General features: G+C 66.7%; 17 protein-coding genes. 6 read left to right on the top strand and 11 right to left on the bottom strand.

Features of this window, described 5'->3' with window-relative positions; genetic code table 11:
- Positions 1 to 29 precede the first annotated feature (29 nt).
- Both U7114_RS00925 and U7114_RS00920 read right to left on the bottom strand, forming a co-directional pair.
- Positions 30 to 251 (bottom strand): hypothetical protein, encoded by a 222-nt coding sequence (locus U7114_RS00925; RefSeq protein WP_157238793.1) that lies wholly within the window; start codon positions 249 to 251, stop codon positions 30 to 32.
- 39 nt (positions 252 to 290) lie between these two features.
- Complete coding sequence (locus tag U7114_RS00920; protein WP_323056268.1) at positions 291 to 842, bottom strand: dihydrofolate reductase family protein; 552 nt, start codon at positions 840 to 842, stop codon at positions 291 to 293.
- A gap of 209 nt (positions 843 to 1051) precedes the next feature.
- On the opposite strand from U7114_RS00920, the gene U7114_RS00915 reads away from it, so the two are divergent.
- Entirely contained in the window at positions 1052 to 1492 is a 441-nt protein-coding gene (locus U7114_RS00915; protein ID WP_323056267.1) for a hypothetical protein, read from the top strand.
- Here the strand turns inward: U7114_RS00915 and U7114_RS00910 are convergent.
- The 4 genes from U7114_RS00910 to U7114_RS00895 form a co-directional block, all read right to left on the bottom strand.
- A complete protein-coding gene (locus tag U7114_RS00910) occupies positions 1489 to 2406 on the bottom strand; it encodes a diguanylate cyclase (protein WP_323056266.1) in 918 nt (305 codons plus the stop codon). The two genes, U7114_RS00915 and U7114_RS00910, sit on opposite strands and share 4 nt — an antisense overlap.
- Positions 2403 to 5456 carry a hybrid sensor histidine kinase/response regulator gene (locus tag U7114_RS00905; RefSeq protein ID WP_323056265.1) on the bottom strand — a complete coding sequence of 1018 codons (3054 nt, stop codon included), beginning with the start codon at positions 5454 to 5456 and terminating at the stop codon, positions 2403 to 2405. The genes U7114_RS00910 and U7114_RS00905 overlap by 4 nt, the downstream gene beginning before the upstream one ends.
- Positions 5457 to 5600: 144 nt before the next feature.
- Positions 5601 to 7742 carry a putative bifunctional diguanylate cyclase/phosphodiesterase gene (locus tag U7114_RS00900; RefSeq protein ID WP_323056264.1) on the bottom strand — a complete coding sequence of 714 codons (2142 nt, stop codon included), beginning with the start codon at positions 7740 to 7742 and terminating at the stop codon, positions 5601 to 5603.
- A 180-nt stretch (positions 7743 to 7922) separates the two neighbouring features.
- The gene (locus tag U7114_RS00895; protein WP_104997136.1) at positions 7923 to 8192 is read right to left on the bottom strand and encodes a GlsB/YeaQ/YmgE family stress response membrane protein; all 270 of its coding nucleotides are present in this window, start codon (positions 8190 to 8192) and stop codon (positions 7923 to 7925) included.
- Between the two features lie 165 nt (positions 8193 to 8357).
- Here U7114_RS00895 and U7114_RS00890 point away from each other — a divergent pair, with 165 nt between their 5' ends.
- Positions 8358 to 9224: an HAD family hydrolase gene (locus tag U7114_RS00890; RefSeq protein WP_323056263.1), complete on the top strand. Its 867-nt coding sequence runs from the start codon at positions 8358 to 8360 to the stop codon at positions 9222 to 9224.
- On the opposite strand, the gene U7114_RS00885 is transcribed toward U7114_RS00890, so the two are convergent.
- Entirely contained in the window at positions 9221 to 10600 is a 1380-nt protein-coding gene (locus U7114_RS00885; RefSeq protein ID WP_323056262.1) for a UDP-glucose/GDP-mannose dehydrogenase family protein, read from the bottom strand. The two genes, U7114_RS00890 and U7114_RS00885, sit on opposite strands and share 4 nt — an antisense overlap.
- Positions 10597 to 11754, bottom strand: a complete 1158-nt coding sequence (locus U7114_RS00880; RefSeq protein WP_323056261.1) for a glycosyltransferase family 1 protein — start codon at positions 11752 to 11754, stop codon at positions 10597 to 10599. The genes U7114_RS00885 and U7114_RS00880 overlap by 4 nt, the downstream gene beginning before the upstream one ends.
- Before the next feature lie 259 nt (positions 11755 to 12013).
- On the opposite strand from U7114_RS00880, the gene U7114_RS00875 reads away from it, so the two are divergent.
- A complete protein-coding gene (locus U7114_RS00875; RefSeq protein ID WP_323056260.1) occupies positions 12014 to 12850 on the top strand; it encodes a PRC and DUF2382 domain-containing protein in 837 nt (278 codons plus the stop codon).
- 241 nt (positions 12851 to 13091) lie between these two features.
- Here the strand turns inward: U7114_RS00875 and U7114_RS00870 are convergent, their stop codons facing one another.
- Entirely contained in the window at positions 13092 to 13550 is a 459-nt protein-coding gene (locus U7114_RS00870; RefSeq protein WP_323056259.1) for a DUF4383 domain-containing protein, read from the bottom strand.
- Positions 13551 to 13705: 155 nt separating this feature from the next.
- On the opposite strand from U7114_RS00870, the gene U7114_RS00865 reads away from it, so the two are divergent.
- Positions 13706 to 15019, top strand: a complete 1314-nt coding sequence (locus U7114_RS00865; RefSeq protein ID WP_323056258.1) for a DUF6350 family protein — start codon at positions 13706 to 13708, stop codon at positions 15017 to 15019.
- A gap of 22 nt (positions 15020 to 15041) precedes the next feature.
- Here U7114_RS00865 and U7114_RS00860 read toward each other — a convergent pair whose 3' ends face one another.
- Positions 15042 to 15473 (bottom strand): hypothetical protein, encoded by a 432-nt coding sequence (locus U7114_RS00860; protein WP_321215678.1) that lies wholly within the window; start codon positions 15471 to 15473, stop codon positions 15042 to 15044.
- 39 nt (positions 15474 to 15512) lie between these two features.
- Here U7114_RS00860 and purN point away from each other — a divergent pair, with 39 nt between their 5' ends.
- Both purN and U7114_RS00850 read left to right on the top strand, forming a co-directional pair.
- Positions 15513 to 16103, top strand: a complete 591-nt coding sequence (purN, locus tag U7114_RS00855; protein WP_323056257.1) for a phosphoribosylglycinamide formyltransferase — start codon at positions 15513 to 15515, stop codon at positions 16101 to 16103.
- Positions 16104 to 16532: 429 nt separating this feature from the next.
- Positions 16533 to 17168 (top strand): hypothetical protein, encoded by a 636-nt coding sequence (locus U7114_RS00850; RefSeq protein WP_323056256.1) that lies wholly within the window; start codon positions 16533 to 16535, stop codon positions 17166 to 17168.
- A gap of 70 nt (positions 17169 to 17238) precedes the next feature.
- Here the strand turns inward: U7114_RS00850 and U7114_RS00845 are convergent, their stop codons facing one another.
- Positions 17239 to 18591 (bottom strand): MFS transporter, encoded by a 1353-nt coding sequence (locus U7114_RS00845; RefSeq protein WP_323056255.1) that lies wholly within the window; start codon positions 18589 to 18591, stop codon positions 17239 to 17241.
- Positions 18592 to 18665: the final 74 nt, after the last annotated feature.

Below are 18665 nucleotides of genomic sequence, written 5' to 3'. Positions count from 1 at the left end.
TCCTGGCGCCGGTGTCGTAACCAGTCGGGTCAGTCCTTCGTGTCCTCGGTGCCCTCTTCCTCCGCGTGTGCCGCCTTCTCCCGGGCCTCCTGCTGGTGCTGCTCAAGTTTCGCTTCGGCATCCCTGCGCCGGTAGCCGATGGACCGGGCCTGTTCAGGGGTGGGATGCCGGTGCTCCCGTTCCCAGGCGTGGTCGTTGACGCCGGTACCGGGGACTACCTCGTCATCAGGATTGTTGGCTTCTTCATCCATATTCAAACCCTTTCACAGTCCCGGTGCGGATAGTAGGGCCTACGCCCCGAGCCGCCCGTAGGTGCTGATCACGTTGCCTTTGCTGGTCCGGGACGCGTCCTGCAGTACCAGCCGGGTGGCGGGGTCGCCGTCCTGGAACAGGCGCCGGCCGGTTCCCGCGATCACCGGGTGGGTCATGAGGGTCAGCGAGTCCAGCAGCCCGGCGAACAGCAGCTGACGGGTCACCGAAATGCTGCCGCACACGGCTATCTCGCCGCCGTCGCGCTCCTTCAACCCCGCCACGAACTCCTCCAGCGGCGCGTCCATCAGCTGCGAGTTCTGCCATTCCAGCGGCGCCGCCAGCGTCCGGGACGCCACGAACTTCTCCACCGGGTTGATGAACGCGGCGAAGTCCTCGTCCACGGACGCGTTTGGCCAGTAGGCGGCCCACTCCTGGTAGCTGACCCGGCCCAGCACCACCGTCTCCACTGTTTCCATCATGGTGGTCAGGCCGGCTCCCAGCTCGTCGTCGAAGCTGTCGAACTGGAACTTGTACGGATCGGAGACCACCCCGTCCACTGAGTGGAACAAGCCGGCAGTGACTTTGCGCATGGGGACCTCCAGAGTGGCTTTCGAGTGGACAGGCACCACGCTAGTGCGCCCTCCCGCCACGCGGAAGATCCCTGCTGGAATGCACGACGCCGGCCGCTCCAGTTACGTTCGTCACTCGCCGCGGCGTCTTGCGCGGTTTCGCCGATTCCGGGCCCCATACTTGTGGTGAGCGGCCGTTGCCGCGACCCCGGCCAGGCAGGAGGAAGTGCATGGAAACCCTGAAAAAAATCGTGACCAACCAGTATTTCCCGGCCGGTGCAGTCCTTACTGCCGTCCTGCTCTTCTGGGCCGTGGGACTCTTGGGCGGGCTGTCCCTCCTGAACAACAACCAGCCGCCGCTGACAACGCTCACCTGGATGCTGTTTGTCTACATGGCTGCGGTGCTCACCCCTCTCGCCGGCGCAGCGGCCGCCGTCGACCTGGTCCGGCGCTGGCGGCGCAACAGCACAACTGAAGCATCGGGCGCAGCTGAAGCATCGGGCGCCATTGAAGCTGCGCCGGCATCGGAGCCGGATGTTCCAGCCGAAGAAGGATCTGCCGCCCAGCCCGTGCCGGTTCAGGACCAGCCGGTTCAGGACCAGCCGGGACAGCAGCGCCCAATACAGCAGACGCCGGTCCAGCAGAAGCCTGGCTCCAAGAAAGCTGCCTAGCCGGACTGCCGGGCCAGTTCCACCCGGTTACGCCCCCGGGCCTTGGCCGCATACAGGGCCGCATCGGCCTCGCCCAGGAGGGTAACCGCATCCACCCGGTGCTCTGCCGTGAACGCGGAGATCCCCGCACTGAGCCGCAGTTGGCCGGACGGATCGCCGGCGTGCTCGATCGCCAGGTTCCGAACAGCATCCAGTGCCCGCTCCATGAGTGTCTTCGCGCCGGATACCGACTGCTTGGGCAGGACCAGCAGGAACTCCTCCCCGCCGAAGCGGTACACGCCGTCGCTCTTGCGAACGGAGCCGAGCAGCGCTTCCGCCACCGCCCGCAGGGCCTGGTCTCCTGCAGGGTGGCCGTACAGGTCGTTATAGGTCTTGAAGTTGTCCACATCGCACATGGCCAGGCTGTACCTTTCCCCGTACCGAACGCTCCACTGGTGGAGCTGTTCCAGATCCTCCGAGAGCTTCAGCCGGTTGTGCAGGCCTGTCAGCGGATCTGTGCGCGCCTGCCGGGCAAGGACCCTGCGGTAATGCGCCAGGTCCGCATGGAGGGTGGTGACGCGCAGCGCCACCAGCAGCCGGGCCTGCAGCACAAAAGGGTCCAACGGCTTGGTGACGTAATCGTCTGCCCCGGCCTTGAGCCCGGCCAGGATGTCCTCGCGGGACCCCTGCGACGTCAGCAGGACGACGTAGGTGTAAAGGTCCTCCTCGCGCTCCCGGATGGCCCGGCACAAGGCCAACCCGTCCATTCCAGGCATCACCCTGTCCGTTACCACCACATCGGGTTGGTGCTCCAGGTACAGGGCCCAGGCCTGGTCGCCGTCGGCGGCTGCCAGGCAGTCATGCCCGGAACGCTCGACGGCGGCCCTTGCCACCATCAGCGATCCCGGATCGTCGTCAGCCACCAGCACCTTCACGTTGCCGCCTTCAACGCCGCGTCCAGTCCTGCGTCCAGCAGCCGCAGTTCCGCCTCGAGACGGCGGATCAGTACCGGGCCGTCTCCGTCCCTTCCGCTGCGACCTATCCGTTCGAGTTCTGCACAGGTCCCTGCTACTTGTGCCGCCCCGATATTGGCAGCCGCCCCCTTCAGCGCGTGAGCCGCACTGGCAAGTGCGGGCCCGTCGCCGTCGGTTACTGCTGCGTTCAGAGCCGCGAGGCGTCCGGGGACCGCCCGCCTGAACGCGGCCGCCGCCTCGGGCAGCAGGCCCAGGCCGTCGCCGGGCCCCAGGTCCCGCAGGATGGCAAGCCTGTCCTGGTCCAGGACCGGAGTGGCTTCGGGGGCGGCAGGAGCCCGGACCCCGGTGACGGCAAGCGGGTGCGGGGCAGGTTGGGGGACCGGCCGGGGCTCGGGTTCCGGAACCCAGCGTGCCAGCGTGGCTTCCAGCGCGGCGGCATCAACGGGCTTGGCGAGGTAGTCGTCCATGCCGGCTGCCAGGCAGCGTTCCCGGTCGCCGTCCAGCGCCCCCGCCGTCATGGCAATGATCGGCAGGCGGGTATGGGTGCCCGCCCTGCCGCGGATCTGCCGCGTTGCCTCGAAACCGTCCATCACCGGCATGTGGCAGTCCATCAGCACGGCCGAGTACCTGGAATCCGCCGTGGCGCTGAGGGCCTCGGCGCCGTTGGACACCACGTCCACGGCATAGCCGAGCCCGCTGACCGTTGCGCGGGCGACGAGCTGGTTCACCTCGTTGTCCTCCACCACCAGGATGCGTCCCTTCGACGGCCCGTCCGCCACCGGCGCCGGCTGTGCTGAACCGGCGGCCGGAACGGAAGGCTCGTGCGTGGACATGAGCCGGACCAGCCGGTTGTAGAACTCCGAGCTCCGGACCGGCTTCATGAGCCATTCGCGCACCCCGGCATCCGTGATCTCGGCCGCGTTGACCTGCATGGTGGACGTGAGCACAATCAATTCGATGTCCGCCAGTCCGGGTTCGGCCTTCAGGCGCCGCGCCAGCGCCAGCCCGTCCATGCCCGGCATGCACAAGTCCAGGACCGCCAGGTGGAACGGGTTCCCGGCGGTGTGCGCCTCGCGGGCACGCACCAAGGCTGAGGCCGCATCGGGGAATACTTCCGGTTGCAGCAGCCAGCCGCGCAACTGGGATTCGAGGACCAGCCTGTTGGTGGCGTTGTCATCCACCACCAAAACCCGAAGGCCGCTCAGGAAGCCGGCCGCCGGAACCGGGTCCGTGGACGGCGGCGCCACTGGCAAGGGCAGCCGGAACCGGAAGGTGCTGCCCTTCCCCGGAGCGCTCTCCACGGCAATCTCGCCATCCATCGCATCGGCCAGGCGGCGGCAGATGGCAAGGCCCAGCCCGGTACCGCCGTATCTCCGGGTGGTGGAGGCATCGGCCTGGGAGAACGACTGGAAAAGCCTGCGGTGCTGGGAAGGGTGGATCCCGATGCCGGTGTCACGCACCTCGAAGCACGCCATGGCGGTGCTTCCGGGTGCCGCTCCGGGGTTCTCCGTTGTGACTCTGATGGACACCTCGCCCGACGCCGTGAATTTCACCGCGTTGGAGGCAAGATTAAGGAGGACCTGCCGGATCCGGCCGGAGTCACCCACCAGCCGTACCGGGACGTCCGGCTCGCAGTAGGCGATCAGCTCCAGGCTCTTGGCCTGTGCCGGTTCCGCCAGGAGCCCGGCCACCTCCTCCACCAACGTGCGCGGATCAAAGGGACGCGACTCCAGGTCAACCTTGCCGGCCTCCAGCTTGGAGAAATCGAGGATGTCGTTGATCAGGGCCAGCAATGCCTCACCCGCGCTCTTGACGCCTTCCGCGTACTGCTTCTGGGTCTGGTCCAGCCGGGTCTCCAGCAACAGGGCTGTCAGGCCCACCACGCCGTTCATGGGGGTACGGATTTCATGGCTCATGGTGGCCAGGAACTCCGACTTCAGGCGGCTGGACTCCATCGCTGCCTCCCGGGCCGCTTCGAGCTCCTTTGTGCGGACGGCCACCTCGTCCTCCAGCCGCGTGGTGAGGGTGATGTTCTCAAAAATGATCAGCACCTGCCGGACCAGGACAAACACCAGCACGGCAGCGCCCACCACCAGCAGGAACGGCTCGAGTTCGTCCATGTGGGGCTCCGCGAACAGCACCACCGCCATGAGGAGCGGGACGTACGGCAGCAACTCCAGGGCGAGGGTGTAGCCAGTCCGGTCCGTCCCCGCGCTTTCCTCGTACGGTGCCAGCGGGGCAAGGGCGATCAGGAGGAAGGCGATGATCCATCCCAGGGCGAGGGGCGACCCGGTGGTGCCGGTAACGCCGTCGAACGTCATCCGCACGTAGATGCTGTCCGTCACGGCCAGTACCAGCAGGCCGCTCCCCAGGAACAGCCACGGCCGCCGCTCGCCCGGCTGGCGACGCATGGCAAGGACCAGCACCAGGGACGTAATCACCAGGTCCGCCACGGGGTAGGCCATCCCGATGAGCCGCGCCAGCGGATCGCCCTCGGCCTCGAAGGCCTGCCCAAGCACCATGTACCAGCTGACCACCAGGACGGAACCGGCAATCACCGCAGCGTCCATGACCGCCCGGTACAGCGCCACCGCGTGGTTGCCGCTGCGCCTCCTGAAGGCAAAAAGAGCCGCGACTGCGGGCACCGAGTAACCGATGAACAGGGCATCCGCCAGGGAGGGGAACGGATATACGTGGTTGTTCGCGAGGCCGTAGAAGGCGTAAAGGGCCATTCCGGCGGCCCACAAAAAGGCCGCGACAGCCATGAAGGTCCAGGCCCTGGCATTGACGCCCCCGCGCAGCGCGGCGCGGGTGCAGCTTGCTCCGGCAAGCAGGGAAGCTGCGAGGATCAGGAAGTCACCGGTCACGAGGGCGGCCGGAGATCCGCTGTTCACGGCAAGGAACAGCCCGAGCGCAGCCAAGGCTGCGGCCGTGCACAGCGCCGGCCATTTTAGCGGCGCCATGCTGCTGCCGCCGGCGGACCGCCGCTGCGGGAGACCAGTCTGAGACACGCGGAACCTCCCCCTGTGTGCGCCCGTACTCCGAAGGCCTTTACCCCTGAAAAAACCGAGACCGGAGCCCGCCCGAGACCTGGGCGGGAGACGCCCTCCCATGCTATCCCCTCAGGGCGGAAGGCGCTCCTGTCCGGGGCGGCGCTACCGCCCCTTGAGGGCATTGAGGGCTTCCTCCGCGTGCTGCAGCGCCTGCTCCAGCCGCGGGCCGGGCTGCGGCAGCGAGAACAGGTACCCCTGGAGCGTGTCGCATTCCAGTGCCGTGAGGTAGTCCGCCTGCGCTGCCGTTTCCACACCTTCCGCGGTGACAGTCAGGCCAAGGCTGTGGGCCATGTTGATCATTGAGCTGAGGATGGGAAGCCGCTCATTGCCGGTATGCACCATGGACACGAACGTCCTGTCGATCTTCACAGTGTCCACCGGCAGGTCCTGAAGCCTGCCCAGCGAGGAATAGCCGGTGCCGAAGTCGTCCAGGGCAACCCTTGCGCCCGCGTCCCGCAGGGTGCTGAGCTGTTTGATCAGGGTGCAGTCAGCGTCGAAGAACACGCTCTCGGTGACCTCCAGGACGAGCTGGTAGGCGGCAACGCCCTTGGCCTCCGCGAGCCCCAGGACCGTCTGCGCGAAACCCGGGTCCTGGAGCTGGACGCCGGAGACGTTCACGGCGAGCGACCGGGACGGGTCCCGGCTCAGCCAGGGTGCCAGCTCCGCCATGCCCCGTGCCATCACTTCGGCACCGATCTCGTTAATCAGTCCCGTGCGTTCCGCCAGCGGGATGAAGACCGACGGCGGGACGCGGGTGCCGTCGCAGTCCCACCTCGCCAGCGCCTCAAACGTGACCACCTGGTCCATGCGGTGGGAAACGATGGGCTGGAAATCCACCGAGATCTCGCTCCGGGCTACGGCGAGCTGCAGCCCGCCCTCCATGTAGGTCCTTTGCACCAGGGCAGTCATCATGTCCGGGTGGAAGCGCAGGAATCGGTTCTTGCCTGCGGCTTTCGCCGCGTACATGGCGATGTCGGCCTGGCGCAGGAGCTCGGAGGCGCCCACATTGTCCCGGGCCATTGAGGCGAGCCCCAGGCTGAGACTGGGCCGCAGGACCGTGCCCTGGATGGTGACCGGGACGTTCAGGCACCGGACAATGCATTCGGCAATGGCATCGGCGTCCGGGCAGGCTGTCAGCAGGACCACGAATTCGTCACCGCCCAGCCGGGCGACGACGTCGGCAGTCGGGGCGCAGCCGCGGAGCCTGCGGGACACCTCGATGAGCATCTCATCGCCGGCCTGGTGCCCAAGGATGTCATTGACTTCCTTGAAGTCGTCCAGGTCCAGGAGCAGGACGTCCACTGTCTTCAGCCGGGGCTCCTCCACGGAACCGGCCAGTGCATCATTGAACACTGCCCTGTTGGCCAGTCCCGTGAGGGGGTCCTGGAACGCCATCGTGCGCAGTTTCTCGGCCTGGGCCGCCAAATCCACCATGGCCTGATGAGCCTGCTCCTGGGCCTTCCGCCGCGGCGTCACATCCCGGAAGCTCCACACCCGGCCGACCACGTCATTGCCCACCCGCTGGGGCCGCGAATACCGTTCGAAGGTCCGGCCGTCCGTCAGGTCCACCACATCATGGCTCTCCGCCGAAGGGCTGTCCGCCAGCTCTGCGAGCCGGGCAGTGAAGGCAACCGGATCCGCGATCTGGGCCATGACCAGCTCCATCACCGGTTCCTCGCTGTCGCCCGCCATAAGCTCCGGCGGGATACCCCACATGGAGAGGAACTGGTCGTTGAAACCGGCCACGTGGCCGGCGGAGCTCATCACCAGGATGCCGTCCGCGGTTGACTCCAGCGTGGCGGTCAGCAGGGACATCGCCTCCCGCAGGTCCGCATCCGCGTCTTGGCGGTGGGAAGTACCCCGGACGGACAGCAGCAGTAGCGGCCCGGCGGGAACGACGTCGTCGGATCCCGGCACCAGGGAACCCGCTGCTTCAGCGGGGAACTCCGTCCCATCCCTGCGCACCCCGTAGATTTCGCGCGGCGGGAGGTGTTCCCGGGGCCCGGCAAGGAGCCTGGCGAGAAGCTGCGCCACCTCGCCGCGGAAGCCCTCGGCCAGGAGCGTCCGGTGGTCCCGCCCGGCCAGGTCCCCGCTGGCGTACCCGAACATCCTCCCGGCGGCGGCGTTGGCCATAGTGATGCTGCCGTCGGCCGCAATGGCCAGGAGAGCGTCCGGGCTGGCGTCCAGGACCGTGCCGAACATCAGTGCTGCCGGATTTTTTCTGTGGCTCCAGTCATCAGTCATTGCGCCACCCCCCTCGCACATCATAAAGCGCGAATGCTGAATTGGTGGCGGAACAGCAGGAATCGGTTACAGGCCGGCCGGCGCCCTGTGTGCGGCCCGGTTGCCGGGTTCCCCGGGAACGCAAATAGCGCCGCCCCCTCGGAGGGGCGGCGCTATTTTCCTGTTGAGGAATATGTTGGGCTACACCCGGCGGCCGCTGCGGTTGGCAACCGCACCGTAAACCAGGAGCACGATGACTGAACCAAGAATTGCCAGCAGCCAGGTGCGGAGATCGAAGAATTCAGCCAGTCCGCCGCCGAAAATCAGCGAGCCGATCCAGCCGCCCAAAAGGGCGCCGACAACGCCGAGGACCAGGGTGACCACCCAGCCTCCGCCTTGGCGGCCAGGCAAGATGGCCTTTGCGATGGCGCCGGCGATCAGGCCCAAAATGAGAAATCCGAGAATACCCATGTTGCCACTCCTTAATCGGTAAGTTGTGCCGGGCCCCCATTTCCGGTTCCATAATTCAATCAGTGTGCTTACTGCTCTGCAAGGGTTTGATTGTCACGGGATGACTGTCAGTTTTCCCGTATCGATAGGATTGGGTGACCCCGCCATCTACCAAGGAGCTCCCGCATGTGCAGCCAGCAGACCGTCCGGCCGCGTGCCGTGTTCCTCGATATCGACGGCACTTACGCAGACCATGGGCTCGCTCCGGACGCCCATGTGGAGGCAGTCCGCACCGCACGCCGGCTGGGACACCTCGTCTTTGTGTGCACCGGCCGGCCGCTGGCCATGGTCCCCGCCCACATCCTTGAAGCTGGTTTTGACGGGACCATCACCGGCGCCGGCGCCAGGGTGGAGCTGGACGGCCAGGTCCTCAAGGACACGCGCTTCGACCAGGACCTGGCCGGCCGCATCGTTGACGCCCTGGATGCCCATGACGTGGCCTACATCCTCGAAGCCCCGGAATCCCTTCACGGCCGCACGGGCGTGGACCAGCGGCTGAGGGAGGTGCTTGGGCCCATTTTTGCCGACCGCCCGCAGCATGACGGCGTCCTCGGGACCGATGTGGATCCCCTTGAGGACATCCTGGGACCCATGCAGTACAGCGACGACCTCCGCGCCATCTCCTACGCCAAGATCTCCTGTTTCGATTCTGATGTGCCCCTGCAGCAGCTGGTGGACCTTCTCGGTCCGCAGGTGGGGCTCATCCCCAGCTCCCTCTCCGCACTGGGGGACCGTGCCGGGGAGATCTTCATGGCCGGGACCCACAAGGCGGTGGGGATCCAGGTGGTGGAGGAGCATCTGGGCCTTGACCGGGCGGACATCGTGGCTATCGGCGACAGCGCCAACGACATTGAAATGCTTGAATACGCCGGGGTGGGGATCGCCGTGGAAGGCGGGCACCCTGCCGTGCTGGCCGTTGCCGACCGGTTTACGGCCGGCCCGGCCGGCAACGGCGTGGCCCTCGCCTTCGCCGAGCTGGGCCTGCTGGACTAAACCCGGGGAAGGGCCCTCTCCACAGCCGGCACGTCGGCGCCCCTGGTGCCCAGGCCGCGCACTACCCAGCCGTGGGCCTGCCATTCCGCCGCGTCCAGCACGTTGCGCGCGTCCAGCACCACCCGCCGTCGTACGGCCGCACCCGCAGCCTCAGGGGACAGCCGCCGGTATTCATCCCACTCCGTGAGCAGCAGGACCAGCTCGGCGCCTTCGAGCGCCCGCCCGGCGGCGGCCTCGAACCGCAGGCGCGGGTACCGCCGCCAGGCGTGGTTCACCGCCTTGGGATCCGTGACCGTGACGTGCGCCCCGGCCGCGGCCAGCCGGTCGGCCACGTCCAGGGCGGGGGAGTCCCGGATGTCGTCGGTGTCCGGTTTGAAGGAAGCGCCCAGCACGGTGATGGAGCGGCCGGCGACGCTGCCGCCGCAGAGTTCGGCGGCCAGGCCGACCGTCCGTTCGCGCTGGCCCAGGTTGACCGAATCAACGAGGCGCATCCAGTCGGCCACGGCCGTGACACCCAGGTCCGCGGCCTGCGCCCGGAAGCTGCGGATGTCTTTGGGCAGGCAGCCGCCCCCAAACCCGAGTCCGGCATGCAGGTACCGTCCGCCGATGCGCGGGTCCATCCCCATCGCTTCGCTGAGTTCCGCCACGTCCGCGCCCGAGGCGTCGCACAGTTCGGACACCGCATTGATGAAGCTGATTTTGGTGGCCAAGTAGGCGTTGGCGGCCGACTTGATGAGCTCTGCAGTGGCAAAGTTGCAGACCAGGCGGGGAATGCCTGCCCGGAGGAGCGGTTCGTAGACGGTGTCCAGGGCCGCTGTCTCCCCGAGCGGCGCGCCGGTGCCGCTGTGGAAGGCGGCTGCGCGCCCGCCGTCGACCCCGTAGACCAGCCGGTCCGGCACCAGCGAGTCCTTCACCGCGGTTCCCTGCCGGAGGAATTCCGGGTTCCAGGCGAGCAGCACGTCCGGCCGGGGGGCCAGTGCGCCGCGGAGCATCTGCACCGTGCCCACGGGGACGGTGGATTTGCCGACGACGACGGCGCCCGCCGCCAGGTGCGGCAGCAGGGCTTCGGTGGCGGAGACCAGGAAGGTGAGGTCGGCGGCGTCGGACGTTTTGTCCTGCGGGGTGCCCACGCACAGGAAGTGCACTTGCGCGTCCTTCGCAGCGGCGGCGCTGGTGGAAAAGGTGAGCCGGCCGGTTTGCCGGCCGTCCCGCAGCAGTTCGTCCAGGCCCGGTTCGTGGAAGGGGGCGGCACCGCGCGCCAGCTGCTCCACCTTGCCGGGATCGACGTCGATCCCCACCACGGTGTGGCCCATGGAAGCGAGGGTGGCGGCATGCACGGCGCCGAGGTAACCGCAGCCAATCACGGAGATTTTCACAATGCTGCTCCTTCGGTGGTGCCAGAGCCCAGGGAAACCGGGACTCCGGCAATGGCGTCTTCGTAGTGGCGGACCAGTTGGGCGCAGAGGGCAGGCCAGGTCCTGTCCTGCACGGAGGCATGCGCCGCGGCGGCGAACGCGCGGCGCTTGGCGTCGTCGCCCATCAGGTCGAGAACCTGGCTCCGCATGGCGGACAGGTCGCCGGGCTCGTAGAGCCAGCCCGTCCGCGAGTTCTCCACCAGGTCCAGCGGGCCCCCGCGGCCGGTGGCCACCACCGGCACGCCCGATGCCATGGCCTCCTGGATGGTCTGGCAGAAGGTCTCGAACTCACCCGGGTGGACGAAGAGGTCGAAGGACGCAACGGCGCGTGCCAATTCTTCGCCGCCCAGGAACCCGGTGAAGACCGCGTCCGGTAAGGCTTCCTCCAGCGCCGCACGCTGCGGTCCGTCGCCCACGATGACCAGCCTGGTGTTCGGGACGCCGGCCAGGGCCGCGAGGTCCTCCACCTGCTTCTCCATGGCGAGCCTGCCCACGTAGCCGATGATCCGCCTGCCGCCGGGAGCCACCCCGGCCCGCCACCCGTCGTCTCGCTTTTCCGGTGAAAACCTGGCAGTGTCCACCCCGCGCCGCCACATCCGCACCCGTGGAATGCCGCGGCCGCGCAACTGGTTCAGCGCGAACGTTGACGGCACCAGGGTGCGGGAGGCGAGCAAATGGATGTTCTCCACCCGGTTCCACGCCCAGTTTTCCAGGAACGGGACCCCGTACCTTCCCGCGTAGCTGGGAACCTCGGTCTGGTAGATCGCCACGGTGGGGATGCCCAGCTGGTGGGCGGCCTGGACGGCACGCCAGCCCAGGACGAACGGCGAAGCCAGATGGACGACGTCCGGTGCGTAGTCGGCAAGGATTCGCTTGACCCGGTACACACCGCCCATCGCCACCCGGACGTTTGTGTAGCCGGCCAGCGGAACCGCCGGCAGCCGGTGGATCTCTGCGCCCTTGACGTGGTCCGGCGCTTCGGCGTCCTGCGCGGAGGGCGCGATGACCAGGACGTCGTCGCCCCGGTCCTGGAGATGGTCCAGCACCCTCAGGATGGAATGGGTGACCCCGTTCATCAGCGGCAGGAATGATTCAGCAACAATTGCGATCCTCACCCCTCCACGATGGGCTGGGGGCTTGAAATGGCGGGGGAGAAAGCGTTACCCGCAGGAAAAGGCTGGGTGAACAGGAACCGCCGCGTTTCGAAAAAATTACTAAGTAGACTTCCCTTTTGATGCTAAGCATGCTTACGGTATGGGGGCAGCTAACGCGAAGCCTCAAGCAGTCGGGGCGGAGGCCGCGCCACGGGAACGCCGTGCCGGTACATCCATTGGTTAGCTAAGCCCAGCGCAACGACACATCCAAGGAGACGTCATGCTCAACCGGGAAAATATTGAGAACCTGCTCACCAAGGGCGGCAACGTAATCGGCTCCGATGGCGAGAAGATCGGCTCCATCGGCCAGCTTTACGCGGACGACGACACCGGCGAGCCCACCTGGGTCACCGCCAAGACCGGCCTTTTTGGCACCTCCCAGTCCTTCGTGCCCGTCGAGGGTGCGCACAGCCAGGGCGACGACCTGGTGGTGCCCTACAGCAAGGAGCACGTCAAGGACGCCCCGCGGGTGGACGTGGACGGCCACCTCACCCCCGAGGAAGAGGACCGGCTCTACACATACTATGAGCGCGGCGCCCGGACCTACTCCGAGTCCCAAAACGATGTGGACCTGCAGGGCGACGCCGACCTGAACGCAGGCACTCCCACGGCAGGTATCGATTCGGACCGCCGCGCTGACCGCGGCACCGTGGGCCACGACACCTCAGGCCCCACCACGGATGACGCCATGACGCGCTCCGAGGAGAGGCTCCACGTCGGGACCGAGCGGGAAACCACGGGCCGGGCACGGCTGCGGAAATACGTCACCACGGAAAACGTCACCAAGACCGTTCCCGTGCAGCGTGAAGAAGTCCGGCTTGAACGCGAGCCCATCACAGATGCCAACAGGGGTTCGGCCCTCAGCGGACCGGACATCAGCGAGGAAGAGCATGAGGTGGTCCTGCATGAGGAACGCCCCGTGGTTCAGAAGGAAGCCGTTCCCGTCGAGCGGGTCCGCCTCGACAAGGACGTTGTCCACGACGACGTGACGGTCAATGAGGAAGTCCGCAAGGAGCACATCGACGCTGACGGCGTCGACCGGGACGGGCGCCGCTAGCGAGGCAGTGCGGAGGCTGAAGCGCCGCTGAACGGACCGGCGCCGAGGCAACAGCACAGCGAACGACGCCGGGAGTCCTCCTTGGGGACTCCCGGCGTCGTTTCTGCATGCCGAACCGGTTAAAACGCTGGTGCAGCCCCCGCTCAGGGCGGCGACTGCACCAGCCAGTAGGACGAATATCGTCAGAACTTAGGTTCTTCTTTCATTCGCGGCTCCTGTTTCCCGGCTTACGGATTCCGGGTTATGTCCTGCCGGCCCGGTTCCTCGAGAACAGCCAGCCGGCAACAATCATCACTGCGCCCAGTGCCAGGTGGGTCCAGTTGTCCAGCATGTTCAGCGAGAGGAAGTTCGCCGCTGAACCCACGCCGACAATCAGGCCGTAGACGGCAAGGACCATGTACAGTGCGCCTGCTCCCAGGAGGAAGTTCCGTGCCCCATGTTCGGTGCGGGACATTGCCCAGCCGGTAGCGCCGATGGCCAGCTGCACGATGTTAAGCAGCATGGATACTTGGAACAGTCCAAGGAACATGGCGTGTGACGCCGGTCCGAGGAACAACAGTTCGCTGTATTGGGTGGTGACGCCGGGGATGAACCCCAGGATACCCACCAGCATCAAAACAATTCCCACTCCCATGCCCGCGTTTTGGACGTCTGCCCGGCCAAAGTGAACGCCGTGTGCATGTGGGGATGCGGTAGTCATTTTCTCCTCCAATCCACTCGTTGTGGACAGTTAAATCTTACGGCGGACGCCTCTGAAAAGCGCCGGTGCGGGCGCCCCTGAAGTTTCCTCATGATCAGGCGGTTGAGCCTGTCGTTCCCGGCCCGGGCGGGCTGGCCGTGACACCATGGGGCACGATGAAACTGCGTGCTGACCAGACCGGAGACCGTGGCCTTCCCATGCCCTTGTGGCTGCAGGGCGCCCTTGAAACGGCACAGGCAGCCGTCATTTCGGCACTGGTTGTGATCGCCCCGATCATCGCCGTCTGGGCAACCGCCGGTTTCCATGACAGTGCCTTCGATGTCCTGGCCCGACTGGCCGGGCAGTCCTGGCTGCTGGTCCACGGTGTGCCGCTGGGACTCACTGCCGCGGGTCCGAACGCCGCGGCCAACGGGAATTCCGGGGTCCTTTCGCTCATCCCATTGGGCCTGACCCTGCTGCCGTTCCTGCTTGCCTGGCGGGCCGGCCGGCGCCTGGCCCGCGCCTCCTACACGGACCAGCTTTGGCAGGCCCTGCTCGGTTCATGGGTTGTCTACGCCGCCTTCGGCACAGCCACCGGCTTCGTCTGCCGCACGCCCGACGTCGCCATCAATCCCTGGCACGCCATGTTCATACCCCTTGTTCCCTATGCGCTCGGCATGGTGGTCGGCGCGCGGCGCGAGGCCGGTTCCTGGAGCCGGCTGATCGGCGTCGACGCAGTGGACTGGATCTCCCGCACCAGCCAGCATTCGCGGTGGGCCGGCTCCTATCTCGGTTCCGCCGCGAAGGCAGGGTTCGTCGCAGCTGTTTCGGCGCTTGCCCTGGCGGCGGTGCTGCTGGCCGTTGACCTGTTTATTCACTGGAACCTGGTGGTCGCCGTCTATGAAGCGCTCGACGCCGGTGCAGTCGGCGGTGCCGCCCTGACCATCGCGCAGCTTGGGTTCCTGCCCAACCTCGCGGTCTTTGCCCTGGCCTGGACATCCGGGGCAGGCTTTGCCATGGGCGCCGGTTCCCAGGTGGGCCCGCTGGGGACTGCCGTCGGACCGCTGCCTTCCATCCCGGTGCTGGCCGCCATTCCCTCCGGGCCCCTGGACTACGCCTTCGTTGCCCTGATCGTCCCGGTGCTGGCCGGGGTCCTGGCCGGCTGGTGGTTCCTGCGGGAGGGTGAAAACCATTTTGACGAGTGGCTGGCCATCAAGATCCGTGCGCGCTGGTTCACGGCCAGCCTTTCCACCCTGGTGCTCGGGGTGCTGACCGGGGTGGCCGCCGGGCTGCAGGCTTTTGGGCTGGCCTGGCTGGCCCGCGGGTCAGCCGGAATTGGACGCCTGACGGACATCGGGCCGGACCCGTTCTGGACGGGAGTCTGGCTGGCCGCGGAGGTGGGTGCCGGCGTCGTCATCGGATACGCCGCCGGACCATGGCTGGAACGTGAGCACGCCGCAAAGGAACGGGAAGAGGAGCTGGTTTCCTAGGCTGCCGCCGCTCGTGGCCCGGCTAGGGAATCTGCCGGGGCAGCGAATCCTGCAGCTGGATCCGGCATGCGGACTGGGCCTTGTCCGTGAGCGCACGGCCAACACACGCCTGGTATTCGCGGACTTCGTCGAAGAACACCGCCGTGACAAGGATCAGCAGCACCATGATTGCGGACACCACCAGGCCGGAGATGGTGCCCACCAGGACCAGTTTCGATTCCTTCAAGCGCGCCGCCCGCACCAGCAGGACGATTCCCAACGTGATGCTGGCGGCCGTCAGGACGCCCGTCAGCCACAGGTAAGTGACGTCCAGCTGGTAGACGAAGAAGGAGCCCAGCACCGAGACGACGAACATCCGGAACAGGGTGTGGGTCTTGGCGAGCGAGGCCTTGGCCGCCTCGCTGAGCCGCGGTTTGGCCCGCTGCTGCCCAGCCGGTCCCGGTGTGGTGTTCATGTTTTCCAGCCTACGCGAGCCTGCCCATAAGCTAGAGCCATGCGCATCGTAGTCCTCGTCTCCGGTACCGGGTCCAACCTCCAGGCCGTCATCGACGCAGTCAAGGCAGGGGATCTGGACGTGGAAATCGCTGCCGTGGGGGCCGACCGCCCGGGCACGTACGGGGTGGAACGGTCCGCCGCCGCCGGCATTCCCACGTTTGTGGTGGACTTCAAGGCGTACCGGGACCGGGCGCACTGGAACGCGGCGTTGACGGAGGCCGTGGCAGGGTTTGAGCCGGACGTGGTGGTCTCCTCGGGGTTCATGCGGATCGTCAGCCCGGAGTTCATCGAGGCTTTTAACGGCAGGTACCTCAACACGCACCCCGCGTTGCTCCCCGCCTTCCCGGGTGCCCATGGCGTGCGGGACGCGCTGGCCTACGGCGTGAAGGTCACCGGCTGCACGGTGCACTGGGCCGACGCCGGCGTGGACACCGGCCCCATCATTGCGCAGGAAGCCGTGGCCATCGAGGAATCGGACACGGAGGAGACCCTGCACGAACGCATCAAGGTGGTGGAACGCCGGCTCCTGGTGTCTACCCTGGCCGCCTTGGCCGCGGCCGCCCCTGACCCCTCCTCCCCACCCAACTAGGTAGCGCTAAGTGTCGTTTTGTGCGCTCATAACGACACTTAGCGCTACCTAGTTGGGCATGGGCGGGCGGGCCTGTGGATAACCTCTGCGGCATCCCGCCCCGCCTGCCACGATGGGCGGATGAAGGTACCGAGTCAATTACCCGACCAGTTGGCGTCCCTCCCTTTTACTTTCCAGGAAGCGGTCGACGCCGGAATCAGCCGCCGACGCCTACGCCACCCTGGTTTGCTCTGGCCAAGCCGGGGAGTCCGGGTGCCGGACGGGGACGATGCATCACGCCTCGCCCCCCGCATCCGTCCCTATACTTTGGTCACTGAGTTTGCCGCCGCGTCGCACGCCTCGGCCTTTCTCCTTTGGGAATTTCCAGGCTTCCTCCCGGGCAGTGATGAGCCACTGCTGCACATCTCGCGACCTGACACCGTTGCCATCATGCGTCGGCCCGGTGTGAAGGGACACCGCGGGCAGTTCTTTGCGGACGAGATCGAAAATCTTGCCGGACTGCTGGTCACTTCCCGGGTGAGGACATGGTTGGATTGCGCCCGCAAGATGAGCATCGAGGAGCTGACCGTGGTTGCAGACCACTTGCTTCGCATTCCGCGGACCGGCTTCGAGGGCAGGTCCGAGCCCTATGCAACCCGGGAGGCCCTCGAGGACATGCTTGACCGGCACAAGGGAACACCGGGCATAAGGAAGGCGCGGGTTGCCCTTGAGCGTGCACGGGTGGGATCTGACTCGGCCCCTGAGACCAGGCTGCGGCTGGCGCTCGAGGACGCGGGCCTGCCCGAGCCTCTGCTGAACCTGCCCACGGAACTGGGAGCCGGCGTCGTTCGCCAACCTGACCTGGGTTATCCGGAACAGAAGGTGGCGGTGGAATACGACGGCGACGGGCACTCCGAGGCCGGCCAAATCATCAGGGACATCACCCGCGAGGAGGACTTCGTCCGGGCAGGCTGGATTCTGGTGAGGATTTCGAAGCGGCACATGGAGAGGGATGCCCGGCCGGCGACGGCCAAAATCCGTTCAGCACTCCTGAGCCGGGGCTGGTACCCCAAGAATGAAAACTAGGTAGCGCCAAGTGTCGTTACGAGGGCTCAAAACGACACTTGGCGCTACCTAGTTGGGCGAGGCGGGGGCGTTATTCGAGGCGGCGCTGTTTGGTCTCGGGGGATAAGAACGCCATCCAGAGCACGGCCAGCAGCACCAGCCCGCCGGCCAAAGCGAAGCTCGTGGCCAGGCCCAGTTCGGGCCAGAAGTAGTTGGCGAAGATCAACGGCCCGAACCCGGCGCCCAGCCGTGAAAATGTGGATGCCCAGCCGAAGCCGGTGCCGCGCAGTTCCGTGGGGTAGAGCTCGGAAACGTAGGCGTAGAGCACCGGAATGGCCACCTGAACCACGAACCCGAACACCAGCAGCCAGAACACGGCCGCCGTGGGGATGTCCACCACGATCGCCACGATCACCAGGGTCAATGCGGACAGCGGACCGGTGATTGCCAGGATCCACTTGCGGCCAACCCGCTCCACCAGCAGGGCCGCCACGATCACGCCCAAAAGCCCCACCGCCGCCATGGACGCCGTGGTGACAAACGCCTTGTACTCGGCAAAGCCGGCGCCGATGAGGATCCGCGGCATCCACGTCAGGGACAGGTAGTACACCAGCAGGATGCTGAAGAACAGGGACCAGGCCGCGGCCGTGATCTTCCAGTTGTACTGCCACACGAGGCGCAGCTGGTGCCAGGCGCTGCCGGCCGACAACCGTGGCACCTCCTGGGCATCGGGCAGGCTGTAGGCGCGGGCCTCCGCTCCGGTCGCGGCCACCAGGCCGTCGATGACGTTGGCTGCTTCCTCCCGCCTGCCCTTTCGGATCAGGAACAGCGGGGACTCCGGCACGCTGCGCCGGACCCAGAACACCAACAGGGCAGGCAGGACCATCACCAGCATGGTCAGCCGCCAGTCGCCGAAAGCGGCTACCAGTGCGGCGGAGACGAAGCCCGCCAGGGCTGCGCCCACCGGCCACCAGCCGTCCATGGCCGTCAGGACGCGCCCGCGTTGCTTGCGAGGAGTGAACTCACCCACCAGGGCATAGTCCACGGGGATGCAGCCGCCCAGGCCGAAACCGGCCATGAACCGGAACACGCAGAACCAGATGAAGTCGGGGGAGAACGCGCCAAGCACGGTAAAGAGCGAAAAGATCAGCAGCGTGGCCGTGAAGGCTTTCTTGCGCCCGATCGTGTCAGCGATGGTGCCCCACACGAACGCGCCCAGGGCCATGCCAATCAGGTTCGATGTGCCCACCCATGCCACTTCACCCGGGGTGAGGGCCCAGTGCGTTGAGAGCAACGGGATCAGGATGCCGTTCAGCGTCACGTCCCACGCATCGAACATGAAGCCGAGGCCGCCGATCAGAAAGATCCTGCCCTGGACTTTCCATCGCCAGGGCAGTTCCTGGACCACCTGTTCGCCGCTCGGCACAGTGGTGTAAGTATTCATCGCAGCCTCCTGGGAAAACTCTAGCCGGGCGCACCGGCGTTCACACTCAGCCCGACTCGCGGGGCAACCTCCGC

The sequence above is a fragment of the Pseudarthrobacter sp. C1 genome (assembly GCF_034720455.1).
GTDB lineage: Bacteria > Actinomycetota > Actinomycetes > Actinomycetales > Micrococcaceae > Arthrobacter.
Note: the sequence above shows the minus strand (reverse complement) of the source record. Positions and strands in the feature narration are given on the sequence as shown.